Here is a 13,052-nt window from a genome sequence, read left to right as displayed (position 1 = left end):
ATGAAACCCGGAGCATTGAAGTTACTCACCGCCGCCCTGCTGGCCGCCAGCGCCCTGACCACCGGCGTCGCCCACGCCGCAGGGGTGCTGACCATTGGCTGCCGTGAGGAAAGCACCACCTTCGACCCGATCAAGACCGCGCAGAACCGCGACAACTGGGTCTTCGCCAACGTCTACGACGTGCTGGTGCGGGTGGACAACAGCGGCACCAGGCTGGTCCCCGGCCTGGCGGAAAGCTGGGCCATCTCCGACGACGGCCTGACCTACACCTTCAAGATCCGTCCCGCGAAGTTCTCCGACGGTTCGCCATTGACCGCCGAGGACGCCGCCTTCTCCCTGCTGCGCATTCGCGATAACCCCGGCTCGCTCTGGGCCGACTCCTACAAGATCATCGACACGGCCGTCGCCAAGGATCCCCACACCCTGGTGGTGACCCTGCATAGCAAGTCGGTGCCCTTCCTCGCGCAACTGGCCACGGCCAACGTATCCATCGTGTCCAAGGCAGCCATCGAAAAGCTCGGCGAGGAGGAATACGCGCAGAATCCGGTGGTATCCGGGGCATTCAAGGTCAAGGAGTGGCTGCGCGGCGACCGCGTGATCCTGGAAAAGAACCCGCAATACTGGGAAGCCGACAAGGTCAGCCTGGATGGCGTCGAGTGGATCTCCATCCCGGATGACCGCACGCGCATGCTCAAGGTCCAGGCCGGCGAGCTGGACTCGGCCATCTTCGTGCCCTTCTCCCAGGTCAACGACCTGCAAAAGGACAAGAAGGTCACCGTCCACATCGACCCGTCGACCCGCGAAGACCACCTGCTGATCAACCACGAGAAAGGCCTGCTGGGCAAACAGGAAGTGCGCGAGGCCATCGACCTGGCGATCGACAAGAAGGCCCTGGTGGAAACTGTCACCTTCGGTCATGGCGAGCCGGCCTATTCGTACATTCCCAAGGGTGCGCTGTACCACAACGCCAACAACCTGCAGCGCCCCTACGACCCGGCCAAGGCCCGCGAACTGCTGAAGAAGGCCGGGGCCGAAGGGCTCAAGGTCAATTACGTGGTCAATGCCGGCAACGAAGCCGACGAGCAGATCGCCGTACTGGTGCAGAAGCAACTGGCGGATGTCGGCATCACAGCCAACCTGCAGAAGGTCGATCCGACCCAGAGCTGGCAGATGCTGGTGGACGGCGACTACGACCTGTCGGTGATGTACTGGACCAACGACGTGCTCGACCCCGACCAGAAGACCACCTTCGTGCTCGGGCATGACAGCAACCAGAACTACATGACCCGCTACAGGAACGACAAGGTCAAGGACCTGGTGGCTGCGGCGCGGGTCGAGACCGATCCGGTCAAGCGCGGCCAGATGTACGAAGAACTGCAGAAACTGGCCAAGCAGGACGTGCACTGGATCGACCTGTACTACAGCCCGTACATCAACATTTCGCGCAGCAATATCCAGAACTTCCTGCAGAACCCGCTGGGGCGCTTCACCCTGGAAGAAACGGTGAAGCTGGAGCCTGGCGTGAAAACCGCGCAGAACTGAGTCGTGCGCTCGGCCTTACCGCTGGAATGCCGGCGGTAAGGCCGTTGCCATGCGACCAAAGAACCTGCCACCAATTTGCCCCGGATGCCCTGCTCTGCTAGTGTCGCGCCGTTCAGAACCGCCACCGAGACAGACGCCATGGCCCGAAAAAAAGCCGCCATCGATTTCGAGCAATCCCTCGCCGACCTGCAAGCCCTTGTCGAGCGCCTGGAGAACGGCGAGCTGTCGCTGGAAGACTCGCTGACCGCCTTCGAGCAAGGCATCCGCCTGACCCGCGACTGCCAGGGCGCCCTGACCCAGGCCGAACAGAAGGTGCAGATCCTTCTGGAACGCGACGGCGAACTGGCCGCAGAGCCCTTCGACGCGGAACAGGCGGAATGATCCGCGCCTACCAGACCGCCTGCCAGGCACGGGTCGATGCTGCCCTGGAGCCGCTGTTCCAGGCGCCTTCGGTGGAACTCACCCGGCTCTACGAAGCCATGCGCTACAGCGTGATGAACGGCGGCAAGCGCGTCCGTCCGTTGCTCGCCTATGCCGCCTGCGAAGCCCTGGGCGGCACAGCCGAACAGGCCAATGGCGCGGCCTGCGCGGTCGAGCTGATCCATGCTTATTCGCTGGTGCATGACGATCTGCCGGCGATGGACGACGACGACCTGCGGCGTGGCCAGCCGACTACCCACAAGGCCTTCGACGAGGCCTGCGCGATCCTGGCCGGCGATGGTTTGCAGAGCCTGGCGTTCAGCGCCCTGCTCGACCCGCGCCTTAGTTCGCAGAGCGATGCCACCCGGCTGGCCATGGTGCAGACCCTGGCCAAGGCGGCCGGGCCTGCCGGCATGGTCGGCGGCCAGGCCATCGACCTCGGTTCGGTAGGCCTCAAGCTGGACCAGGCCGCTCTCGAATTCATGCACCGGCACAAGACCGGTGCGCTGATCGAAGCCAGCGTGCGCCTCGGCGCCCTGGCCAGCGAACGCGCTGGCGACGCCGAACTCAAGGCCCTGCAGCAGTATGCCCAGGCCATCGGCCTGGCCTTCCAGGTGCAGGACGACATCCTCGACGTGGAAAGCGATACCGCCACCCTGGGCAAGCGCCAGGGCGCCGATATCGCCCGCGACAAACCCACCTATCCCGCGCTGCTCGGGCTCGACGCGGCCAAGGCCTATGCCCTGGAACTGCGCGACCAGGCGATCGACGCCGTGCGTCCATTCGACGCAGCCGCCGAACCGCTGCGGGCGCTGGCGCGCTACATCGTCGAACGCCGCAACTGATCGGTGCCCCAATCGCTGGCAAGCCAGGACTCACCGCCTGAACTGTGGGAGCTGGCTTGCCAGCGATGAGGCCCTGACAGTCACCCACAAAATGTGCAGTCTCTCCCCAATGGGGTAAACTGCCGCGTCTTCAAACCTATAACGACTCGCCTGATGCCCACGACGTTTCAAGAGATCCCACGCGAACGCCCGGTCACGCCGCTCCTGGACCGTGCCGCCACGCCTGCCGGTTTGCGGCGCCTGGCCGAAGCCGACCTGGAGAACCTGGCCGACGAACTGCGCCAGGAGCTGCTCTACAGCGTCGGCCAGACCGGCGGTCACTTCGGCGCCGGCCTGGGCGTCATCGAGCTGACCATCGCCCTGCACTATGTCTTCGACACCCCGGATGACCGCCTGGTGTGGGACGTCGGACACCAGGCCTATCCGCACAAGATCCTCACCGGTCGCCGCGAGCGCATGAATACCCTGCGCCAGAAGGATGGCCTGGCCGCCTTCCCGCGACGCAGCGAGAGCGAATACGACACCTTCGGCGTAGGCCACTCCAGCACCTCGATCAGCGCCGCCCTGGGCATGGCCATCGCCGCCCGCCTGCGCAACGAGGCACGCAAGTCCATCGCGGTGATCGGCGACGGCGCCCTGACCGCCGGCATGGCCTTCGAGGCGTTGAACCATGCCCAGGAAGTCAACGCCGACATGCTGGTCATCCTCAACGACAACGACATGTCGATCTCGCGCAATGTCGGCGGGCTGTCCAACTACCTGGCCAAGATCCTCTCCAGCCGCACCTACGCGAGCATGCGCGAGGGCAGCAAGAAGGTCCTGTCGCGGCTTCCCGGCGCCTGGGAAATCGCCCGCCGCACCGAGGAATACGCCAAGGGCATGCTGGTCCCCGGCACCCTCTTCGAAGAGCTGGGCTGGAACTACATCGGCCCGATCGACGGCCACGACCTGCCGACCCTGATCGCTACCCTGCGCAACATGCGCGATCTCAAGGGCCCGCAGTTCCTGCATGTAGTGACCAAGAAGGGCAAGGGCTTCGCCCCGGCCGAGGTCGATCCGATCGGCTACCACGCCATCACCAAGCTGGAACCCCTGGATGCCCCCGCCGCCGCGCCGAAAAAGGCCGGCGGGCCGAAGTATTCCGCCGTGTTCGGCCAATGGCTGTGCGACATGGCTGCCGCCGACGAGCGCCTGGTGGGCATTACCCCGGCAATGAAGGAAGGCTCCGACCTGGTGGCCTTCAGCGAACGTTATCCACAGCGCTACTTCGACGTGGCCATTGCCGAGCAGCATGCGGTGACGCTGGCCGCGGGCATGGCCTGCGAGGGCTCCAAGCCGGTGGTGGCGATCTACTCGACCTTCCTCCAGCGCGCCTACGACCAGTTGATCCATGACGTCGCGGTACAGAACCTCGACGTGCTGTTCGCCATCGACCGCGCCGGCCTGGTGGGCGAAGACGGCCCGACCCACGCCGGCAGCTTCGACCTGTCCTACCTGCGCTGCATCCCCGGCATGCTGGTGATGACCCCGAGCGACGAGAACGAACTGCGCCGCATGCTCAGCACCGGCCACCTGTACAACGGCCCGGCGGCGGTGCGCTACCCGCGCGGCAGCGGCCCGAATGCGCCGATCGAAGACAGCCTGGAACCGCTGGAAATCGGCAAGGGAGTGATTCGCCGCCAGGGCAGCAAGGTCGCCTTGCTGGTGTTCGGCGTACAACTGGCCGAGGCACTGAAGGTTGCCGAAACGCTGGACGCCACGGTGGTGGACATGCGCTTCGTCAAGCCACTGGACGAGGCACTGGTGCTGGAGCTGGCCGGCAGTCATGACCTGCTGGTGACCATCGAAGAGAACGCCATCATGGGCGGCGCCGGTGCGGCGGTGGGCGAGTTCCTGGCTCGCGAAGCCGTGCTCAAGCCCTTGCTGCACCTGGGACTGCCGGACGTGTATGTCGAGCATGCCAAGCCGGCGCAGATGCTCGCCGAGTGCGGGCTGGATACCGCGGGGATCGAAGCTTCGGTGCGCAAGCGCATGGAGCTTCTGGGCCTGTAGGGGCCTCATCGCTGGCAAGCCAGCTCCCACAGGTTCAGCACAGGCCTTGAGGTTTGTGCAGTACCTGTGGGAGCGGGTTCACCCGCGATTGCGGTAGTGAATTCACAGTAGCAATCGCGGGTGAACCCGCTCCCACAAGGTCCCTGCAAATCAAAGAGTTATGTTTTGTTCTATGAGAGCTGGCTTGTCGGCGATTGCTATGGAACAGCCGTGTATCTTCCGTGCATCAGGCCAGTTGGCGAGGAAGACGGTAGAGATACAGGATGACCACGCTGGAGATCGCCAGCAGGATCTGCGGCACTGCCTCCAGGCCGACGAACACCGACAGCGCGGCGACCCAGGCCGGCAGGCAGGCGAACAGCATGCCCAGGCGGCGAACCCTGGCCAGTTCGATCCAGGCAGCCGGTTCGGCCTCGCTATCGAGCGCCTTGCCGGTGGCGATCAGGGCGTGCTTGTACACGCCGAAACGCGGCAGGGTCAGGAACATCGAAGCAATGCCGCCAATGAACATCGGCATGGCCAGGACCGGGATGAGCGGGTCCATGCCACCGAAAGCCCAGGCGAAGACGATCAAGGGCGCCAGCGCTACCGCCAGGTATTGCCACCAGGCCAGGGCCAGGCGAGTCCGTACCTGGCTGCGGGTCACGCGCGACCGGCCTCGCCCTGGTGCTCGTTGCCCATCATGTGGCCGAGCTTGCCGGCCTTGGTGGCCAGGTAGTGCTTGTTGTGCGGGTTATGCCCGGTATGCAGCGGCACGCGCTCGGCAACGACGATCCCCATGTCGGTCAGGGCCTTGACCTTGCGCGGGTTGTTGGTCATCAGGCGCAACGAACCAACGCCCAGGTGTTCCAGCATCGGCCGGCACATGCCGTAGTCGCGCTGGTCGGCAGCGAAGCCCAGGCGCTCGTTGGCCTCGACCGTGTCGGCACCGCCATCCTGCAACTCGTATGCGCGGATCTTGTTCAGCAGGCCGATGCCACGGCCTTCCTGGCGCAGGTAGAGCAGTACGCCACGCCCTTCCCGGGCGATGGCTTGCAGGGCTGCTTCAAGCTGCGAACCACAATCGCACCGCTGGCTGAACAGGGCATCGCCCGTCAGGCATTCGGAATGCAGGCGGCCCAGCACCGGCTGGCCGTCGGCGACATCACCGAGGCTGAGCACGACGTGCTCGCGGCCGGTGGCTTCGTCGAGAAAACCGTGCATGGTGAAGGTCGCGAAAGGAGTAGGCAGCTTGGAGGCAGCAACGAAAACGACGGGCACCTTGTGCTCCTGAATATGCATGAAAATTGACGTGGGCCGATTGTAACAGCAGCTTGCCACAGCTGCTTATGCTGAATTGCTGAGGCAAAAGATCGAAAAGTTCGATGCTGGATAACCTAGCGCACAGGCTTTTCGAAGGGATAAGGCTGCTTCCAGCGCTCGAAAATCGGCTTCAGTGCGCCACTGGGCACGAGTTCGTCCATGCGCTTGTCGAACAGGTCGCGCAACGCCTTGCCTTCGGGGGTATCGCCAAATGCCAGATACAAAGGCAGTTCCGCCACATGGGTACTGCGGAAGTCCTCCGGGTGCTCGGCCTGGGCGTGCACATGGTTGACCTCGGTCTGGGCATCGATATAGAAGTCCACCCGCTCGCGCTCGAGCATCGGCAGGATACCGTCGCGGCGCTGTACTTCGCGGTAGTAGCCGACGTTGGGCAGGTAGCGCTGGTAGTCGTAGCCGCGCACCCAGGACAGGCGGAACTGGCCAAGGTTGGCCGGAGTCGGCTGCGGCTTGCGGGCCAGGCCCAAGGCGTAGATATGATCGGAGTCGAAATTCCAACGTGGGTACAGGTTGCCGGACATTTCCTCTTGATAGGAGCCGACCCAGGCATCCGCCTCACCGCGATTCACCAGGCCGATGGCCCGGGTGTAAGGCGCGCTGAGCACCTTGACCTTGACCCCGGCCGGCTCGAACACCCTGCGCAATACATCCCAGGCCACGCCGGTGCCATCGGCGTTGGTGTAGTCCTGCCAGGCCTCGCTGGCCAGACGCACCTCCGTCGGCAGGCCTTCGGCCCGCGCCACGCCCACCATCCCGGCCAGCATGGCGACCAGCAACAACCACTTGCGCATCGTGCGACTCCCTTTAAACCAGGCTCCAGACCAGCACTTGCATGGCCAGCCAGGCGAAGACCCCGGCCAGCACATCATCGAGCATGATGCCCACGCCGCCATGCACATGCCGGTCGATCCAGCGAATCGGCCATGGCTTGAGGATGTCGAAGAAGCGGAACATCAGGAATCCGGCCAGCAGCCACAGCCAGCCTTCCGGCACCAGCCAGAGGGTGATCCACATGCCGACCATCTCGTCCCAGACGATACCTTCATGGTCGTGGACCTTGAGGTCATCGGCCACCTTGCCGCACAGCCAGAAGCCGAACAGCATGGTCAGGCCGAGCATCAGCCAGTAGCCCCAGTCCGGAAGCATCTGCCACAGCGGCACGAACGGCAACGCCACCAGCGAGCCCCAGGTTCCAGGGGCCTTGGGCATGGTGCCCGAGCCGAAGCCGAAAGCCAGGAAATGCCACGGATTGCGCCAGACCGAGGGCGGAACGTTTTCCGCTGGCACCTGGTTGGGGTGGTCGGTCACGGTGTCTCCCTAAAATGTTGATAGCCGCGCACGGCAGGAGTGATATCGCGGCCCTGAGCGTCGTGCAGGCTGACGCCGCTGCCGGCTTCGACCCGACCCACCACATGCACTGGCCAGCCCTCGGCCAGCAGACCGGGCAGCTCGGCAGGCGGCAGGGTGAAGGCGATCACGTAGTCGTCTCCACCGGTCAGCGCCGCCTGTCGTGCACCCTCGAGACCTAGGAACGCGGTCAGCGCCTCACCCAACGGCAGGCGCTCCACTTCCAGGCGCAAGGCAACCGCGGAAGCCGTGGCGATATGTCCGCAATCGGCCAGCAGACCATCGGATACGTCCAGGGCCGCCGTGGCCTTGCCACGCAGGGCCTGGCCCAGCGCAATCTGCGGCGAAGGCGACCAATACTGGGACAGTAGCGGTTCGGCCCGGGTTGCATCGGCCTGACGTTCACCCAGCACCAAGGGCAAGGCGCCGGCGGCATTGCCCAGCTCGCCACCGACGCAGACCAGGTCCCCGACCTGCGCACCGCCCCGGGTCAGCGCCTGCCCGGCAGGCACGCGACCGAGCACGGTCATGGTCAGGCTCAGGGGGCCGCGGGTGGTGTCGCCGCCGACCAGGGTCAGGCCGCACTGCCGGGCCATCCGGCTGAGGCCGCGGGCGTAGTCGCGCAGCCAGTCCGGATCGGTCTCGGCCAGGGTCAGGGCCAGGGTGAAGGCCAGCGGCGTGGCGCCCATGGCAGCCAGGTCGCTGGCAGCGACCGCCAGCGAGCGCTGGCCGAGCAGGAAAGGATCGCTGACGACAGGGAAATGCACCCCGGCCACCAGCGTGTCGGTGGAGATCGCCAGCTGTTCGCCGGGCCCCGGCGCCAGCAGCGCGCAATCGTCACCGATGCCCAAGGCGATGCCTTCGCCACCCTGCGCACAGGGCGCGGCGGCGAAGAACTGGCGGATCAGCTCGAACTCACCCATGGACAGGCAGCGCCACGATCAGCGCTTGAACGCCTTCACTTCGGCTTCGCGAAGCACGGGTGCAAGCTTGTCGAGAACACCGTTGACGAACTTGTGGCCGTCGGTGGAACCGAAGACCTTGGCCAGTTCGATGCCCTCGTTGATCACCACGCGGTACGGCACGTCGTGACGCACCAGCAGTTCCCAGCCGGACAGGCGCAGCACGGACAGCTCGACCGGGTCGAGTTCTTCCAGGGCCATGTCCAGGCAAGGCTTGAGGGCGTTGTCGATTTCGGTCTTCTTGGCCGGCACCCCGTGAAGGATCTCGCGGAAGTAGGCACCGTCGACATCGCTGAAATCGTTATCGACCCGGAACTGCGCTTCGATCTCGTTCAGCGAATGCTGGGCCATGTGCCACTGGTAAAGGGCCTGGGTCGCGAGCTTGCGGGCTTCGCGACGCTTGGCGCTTTTCGAGGGTTTGCCGGCATCGGCGGGTTTCGGATCGCGCGGGTTGAAACGATCGCTTTCGTCGCTAATCACTTGGCCTCCAGCTGCGCCAGCAGACTGACCATTTCCAGTGCGGACAGCGCGGCTTCGGCGCCCTTGTTGCCGGCCTTGGTGCCGGAACGCTCGATGGCCTGCTCGATGGAATCGACGGTCAGCACACCGAAGGCGACAGGAATACCGAACTCCATGGACACCTGGGCCAGGCCCTTGGTGCATTCGCCCGCAACGTATTCGAAGTGCGGAGTACCGCCACGGATCACGGCGCCCAGGGCGATGATCGCGGAGTACTCACCCTGTTGGGCGACCTTCTGCGTGACCAGGGGGATTTCGAACGCGCCCGGGGCACGGATGATGGTGATGTCGCTTTCGCTCACGCCATGACGAACCAGGGCGTCAACGGCACCGCTCACCAGGCTTTCGACGACGAAGCTGTTGAAGCGGCCAACCACCAAAGCGTAGCGACCTTTGGGGGCAATGAAGGTACCTTCGATGGTCTTCAGGGACATTGCGGGATTCTCATCTTAAAGAGCCAGGCCGCAAGAACGCGGCCTGTGGGAGTTTTGGTCACGAACGGGCAACGGTCAAACACCGTCGGCTCATTCGGAGGGCACGTATTCTACAACTTCCAGATCGAATCCGGATATCGCATTGAACTTCATCGGCGAACTCATCAGGCGCATCTTGCGCACGCCGAGGTCGCGCAGGATCTGCGAACCGGCACCGACGGTGCTGTAGGTGGTCGGCGCCTTGGTCGGAGCATCGCCCGCACTTTCGCGGATATGCGCCAGCAGCACATCGCCGTCCAGCGGATGACCGAGCAGCAGCACCACGCCGCTGCCGGCCTCGGCCACGGCGGCCATGGCCGCGCGCAGGCTCCAGCGGCCCGGCTGCTTGACCAGCAGCAGGTCGCGCAGCGGGTCCATGTTGTGTACGCGTACCAGGGTCGGCTCTTCCGCGCAGATCTTGCCCAGGGTCAGGGCCATGTGCACGTCGCCTTCCACCGCGTCACGGTAGGTGACCAGGTTGAATTCGCCCAGCTCGCTCTCGATCGGCTGCTCGGAAATCCGCTGGATGGTGCGCTCGTGGATCATGCGGTAGTGGATCAGGTCGGCGATGGTGCCGATCTTCAGGCCGTGCTCGGCGGCGAAGACTTCCAGCTCGGGACGGCGCGACATGGTGCCGTCGTCGTTCATCACCTCGCAGATAACCCCGCTGGGCTCGAAGCCGGCCATGCGCGCCAGGTCGCAGGCGGCCTCGGTGTGCCCGGCGCGGGCCAGGGTACCGCCGGGCTGGGCCATCAGCGGGAAGATATGACCGGGGCTGACGATATCCTCGGCCTTGGCGTCCTTGGCGGCGGCAGCCTGTACGGTGCGGGCGCGGTCGGCGGCGGAGATGCCGGTGGTGACGCCCTCGGCGGCTTCGATCGAGACGGTGAACTTGGTGCCGAAGCCGGAACCGTTGCGCGGCGCCATCAGCGGCAGCTTCAGGGTTTCGCAGCGCTCGCGGGTCATCGGCATGCAGATCAGGCCGCGGGCGTGCTTGGCCATGAAGTTGATGTGCTCGGGCAGGCAGCACTCGGCTGCCATGATGATGTCGCCTTCGTTTTCGCGGTCTTCGTCATCCATCAGGATGACCATTTTGCCCTGGCGGATGTCTTCGACCAGTTCTTCGATGGTGTTGAGCGCCACGCGGCACCCCCTTCTCAATTCAGGATTTCAGGTAGCCGTTGGCGGCCAGGAAGCTTTCGGTAATGCCGCTGCCTTTGCTCGGCTCGGCGGCTTTGTCACCCAGGAGCAGGCGCTCCAGGTAACGGGCAAGCAGGTCGACCTCGAGGTTGATCCGACGACCCGGGCGGTAGTCGGCCATGATGGTTTCGGCCAGGGTGTGCGGGACGATGGTCAGCTCGAATTCGGCGCCATCGACTTCATTGACCGTCAGGCTGGTGCCATCGACGGTGATCGAGCCCTTATGGGCGATGTACTTGGCCAACTCCTTGGGCGCACGCACGCGGAACTGGATGGCGCGGGCGTTATCGGCGCGGGAGATGATCTCGCCGACGCCGTCGACATGACCGCTGACCAGGTGACCGCCAAGACGGCTGCTCGGGGTCAGGGCCTTTTCCAGGTTGACCCGGCTGCCGGCCTTCAGGTCGGAGAAGGCGGTGCAGTCCAGGGTTTCCCGGCTGACGTCGGCCCAGAAGCCGTCGCCCGGCAATTCCACGGCGGTCAGGCAGACGCCGTTGACGGCGATGCTGTCGCCGAGCTTGACGTCGCTCAGGTCGAGCTTGGCGGTTTCGACATGGACACGCACATCGCCGCCCTTGGGAGTGATGGCGCGGATGCTGCCGATGGATTCGATGATGCCGGTGAACATGGGGTCCTCCTCGGAGACCAGGGCCGCGCCAGGCGCAAGCCGCGAATTATACGCCTGGGGCAGGCGCGGGGACGGCAGTGACTCGCCAGTCATCGCCAACCGCGCGCATTTCGATGATTTTCAGGGCCGGTGCCTCGCTCATCCGCGCCAGCGGCCAGTCGAGCAGCGGGCGCGCGGTGGAGCCAAGGAACCTGCCAGCGATGAACAGCTGGTATTCGTCGATCAGGCCAAGCCGGGCGAACGCGCCGGCGAGACCGGGGCCGGCTTCCACCAGCACCTCGTTGATGTCGCGACGGGCCAGTTCCACCAGCAACTGGCGCAGGTCGACCTGGCCGTTCTCGCCAGGTATGCGCAGCAGTTGGTGGCCGGCGGCGGCATAGCGCGGATCGTCTTCGGCGGCGGTGACCACCAGCGCCGCGCCGGCCTGGAAGAACGGCGCGTCCAGCGGCAGGCGCAGCCGGCCATCGATCAGCACGCGCAGTGGCGGACGCGCCAATGCCAGGGCGGTGGTCTCGGGATCCAGGCCCAGTTCATCGCCGCGTACGGTCATCCGTGCGTTATCGGCGATCACACTGGCGGCACTGGTCAGAACCACGCTGGAGCGGGCGCGCAGGCGTTGCACGGCAGAGCGCGCCGCCGGGCCGGTGATCCACTGGCTTTCGCCGCTGGCCATGGCGGTGCGACCATCCAGGCTCATCGCCAGCTTGACCCGGACGAACGGCAGGCGATGCTCCATGCGCTTGAGGAAACCGGGGTTGAGCGCCCGGGCTTCGGCTTCGAGCACACCGCTGGCGACTTCGATCCCGGCGTCGGCCAGACGCTTGAGGCCATTGCCAGCGACCTGCGGATTGGGGTCCTGCATTGCGGCGACCACCCGGCTCACCCCGGCCTTGACCAGCGCTTCGGCGCAAGGCGGCGTGCGTCCGTGGTGGCTGCACGGCTCCAGGGTCACGTAGGCACAGGCACCGCGCGCCAGCTCGCCGGCCTCGCGCAAGGCGTGGACTTCGGCATGGGGTTCGCCGGCACGCACATGCCAGCCCTCGCCGACGATGCGCCCGTCACGCACGATCACGCAGCCTACCCGCGGATTCGGATGGGTCGAGTACACGCCCTTGCGCGCCAGCTCCAGCGCGCGGGCCATGTAGTGAGCGTCGAGCACGGCGCGTTCTGTGGACATGTTCACTCTTTGGACGGCTCTCGGGCCAGGCGGTCGATCTCTTCGCGGAACTCGTCGAGGTCCTGGAAGCGTCGATACACGGAAGCGAAGCGGATATACGCCACTTCATCGAGCTTTTGCAGTTCGGCCATGACCAGCTCACCGACCACCAGCGACTTGACCTCGCGCTCGCCCTTGGCCCGCAGCTTGTGCTTGATATGGGCCAGTGCGGCTTCCAGGCGCTCGACGCTGACCGGACGCTTTTCCAGCGCGCGCTGCATGCCGGCGCGCAGCTTGTCTTCGTCGAAGGGTTGGCGGGTGCCGTCCTGCTTGATCAGGCGCGGCAAGACCAGTTCGGCGGTCTCGAAGGTGGTGAATCGCTCGCCGCAGGCCACGCATTCGCGGCGGCGGCGCACTTGCTCGCCCTCGGCGACCAGTCGCGAGTCGATGACTTTGGTGTCGTTGGCACCGCAGAAGGGACAGTGCATGGTGGCAGGCAACAAAAAAAGGGAGGGCCATGGTAGCGCATCCGACTGGCAAGACAAGCCAAAGGGGTTACCATCCAGTGAGGAAATACGCCCCCTAAGG

General features: G+C 65.2%; 15 protein-coding genes. 4 read left to right on the top strand and 11 right to left on the bottom strand.

What is annotated here, in order from left to right; genetic code table 11:
- The 4 genes from ACKLLE_RS13600 to dxs all read left to right on the top strand — a co-directional run bounded on the left by ACKLLE_RS13600 (nt 1) and on the right by dxs (nt 4,859).
- The gene (locus ACKLLE_RS13600; protein ID WP_420058255.1) at nt 1–1,542 is read left to right on the top strand and encodes an ABC transporter substrate-binding protein; all 1,542 of its coding nucleotides are present in this window, start codon (nt 1–3) and stop codon (nt 1,540–1,542) included.
- A 138-nt stretch (nt 1,543–1,680) separates the two neighbouring features.
- Nucleotides 1,681–1,923 carry an exodeoxyribonuclease VII small subunit gene (locus tag ACKLLE_RS13595; protein ID WP_064302083.1) on the top strand — a complete coding sequence of 81 codons (243 nt, stop codon included), beginning with the start codon at nt 1,681–1,683 and terminating at the stop codon, nt 1,921–1,923.
- Nucleotides 1,920–2,807, top strand: a complete 888-nt coding sequence (gene ispA, locus ACKLLE_RS13590) for a (2E,6E)-farnesyl diphosphate synthase (protein WP_009397433.1) — start codon at nt 1,920–1,922, stop codon at nt 2,805–2,807. Before ACKLLE_RS13595 ends, ispA begins: the two co-directional genes overlap by 4 nt.
- Before the next feature lie 153 nt (nt 2,808–2,960).
- Complete coding sequence (gene dxs, locus ACKLLE_RS13585) at nt 2,961–4,859, top strand: 1-deoxy-D-xylulose-5-phosphate synthase (RefSeq protein ID WP_420058254.1); 1,899 nt, start codon at nt 2,961–2,963, stop codon at nt 4,857–4,859.
- Nucleotides 4,860–5,085: 226 nt separating this feature from the next.
- On the opposite strand, the gene ACKLLE_RS13580 is transcribed toward dxs, so the two are convergent.
- The 11 genes from ACKLLE_RS13580 to nrdR form a co-directional block, all read right to left on the bottom strand.
- Nucleotides 5,086–5,505 carry a hypothetical protein gene (locus ACKLLE_RS13580; RefSeq protein ID WP_009397435.1) on the bottom strand — a complete coding sequence of 140 codons (420 nt, stop codon included), beginning with the start codon at nt 5,503–5,505 and terminating at the stop codon, nt 5,086–5,088.
- Complete coding sequence (gene ribA, locus ACKLLE_RS13575; RefSeq protein WP_009397436.1) at nt 5,502–6,119, bottom strand: GTP cyclohydrolase II; 618 nt, start codon at nt 6,117–6,119, stop codon at nt 5,502–5,504. Before ribA ends, ACKLLE_RS13580 begins: the two co-directional genes overlap by 4 nt.
- A 116-nt stretch (nt 6,120–6,235) precedes the next feature.
- Nucleotides 6,236–6,970, bottom strand: a complete 735-nt coding sequence (locus ACKLLE_RS13570; protein ID WP_420058252.1) for a substrate-binding periplasmic protein — start codon at nt 6,968–6,970, stop codon at nt 6,236–6,238.
- Nucleotides 6,971–6,983: 13 nt separating this feature from the next.
- Complete coding sequence (locus ACKLLE_RS13565) at nt 6,984–7,487, bottom strand: phosphatidylglycerophosphatase A family protein (RefSeq protein ID WP_009397438.1); 504 nt, start codon at nt 7,485–7,487, stop codon at nt 6,984–6,986.
- A complete protein-coding gene (gene thiL, locus ACKLLE_RS13560) occupies nt 7,484–8,449 on the bottom strand; it encodes a thiamine-phosphate kinase (protein ID WP_009397439.1) in 966 nt (321 codons plus the stop codon). The genes ACKLLE_RS13565 and thiL overlap by 4 nt, the downstream gene beginning before the upstream one ends.
- 18 nt (nt 8,450–8,467) lie before the next feature.
- Nucleotides 8,468–8,968 carry a transcription antitermination factor NusB gene (gene nusB / locus ACKLLE_RS13555; RefSeq protein ID WP_009397440.1) on the bottom strand — a complete coding sequence of 167 codons (501 nt, stop codon included), beginning with the start codon at nt 8,966–8,968 and terminating at the stop codon, nt 8,468–8,470.
- A complete protein-coding gene (gene ribH / locus ACKLLE_RS13550) occupies nt 8,965–9,441 on the bottom strand; it encodes a 6,7-dimethyl-8-ribityllumazine synthase (RefSeq protein ID WP_009397441.1) in 477 nt (158 codons plus the stop codon). Before ribH ends, nusB begins: the two co-directional genes overlap by 4 nt.
- A 90-nt stretch (nt 9,442–9,531) precedes the next feature.
- Nucleotides 9,532–10,623 (bottom strand): bifunctional 3,4-dihydroxy-2-butanone-4-phosphate synthase/GTP cyclohydrolase II, encoded by a 1,092-nt coding sequence (ribBA, locus tag ACKLLE_RS13545; protein ID WP_009397442.1) that lies wholly within the window; start codon nt 10,621–10,623, stop codon nt 9,532–9,534.
- 19 nt (nt 10,624–10,642) lie between these two features.
- Nucleotides 10,643–11,308: a riboflavin synthase gene (locus tag ACKLLE_RS13540; protein ID WP_009397443.1), complete on the bottom strand. Its 666-nt coding sequence runs from the start codon at nt 11,306–11,308 to the stop codon at nt 10,643–10,645.
- Between the two features lie 46 nt (nt 11,309–11,354).
- Nucleotides 11,355–12,485: a bifunctional diaminohydroxyphosphoribosylaminopyrimidine deaminase/5-amino-6-(5-phosphoribosylamino)uracil reductase RibD gene (ribD, locus tag ACKLLE_RS13535; protein WP_420058250.1), complete on the bottom strand. Its 1,131-nt coding sequence runs from the start codon at nt 12,483–12,485 to the stop codon at nt 11,355–11,357.
- A gap of 2 nt (nt 12,486–12,487) precedes the next feature.
- On the bottom strand, nt 12,488–12,952 hold the full coding sequence (gene nrdR / locus ACKLLE_RS13530) for a transcriptional regulator NrdR (protein ID WP_009397445.1): 465 nt from the start codon (nt 12,950–12,952) through the stop codon (nt 12,488–12,490).
- Between the last annotated feature and the right edge of the window lie 100 nt (nt 12,953–13,052).

Source organism: Pseudomonas bharatica (genome assembly GCF_048586865.1).
GTDB classification, from domain to species: Bacteria; Pseudomonadota; Gammaproteobacteria; order Pseudomonadales; family Pseudomonadaceae; genus Aquipseudomonas; species Aquipseudomonas bharatica.
The sequence above is the reverse complement of the archived record's forward strand: the minus strand, read 5'-3'. Positions and strand labels throughout refer to the sequence as shown.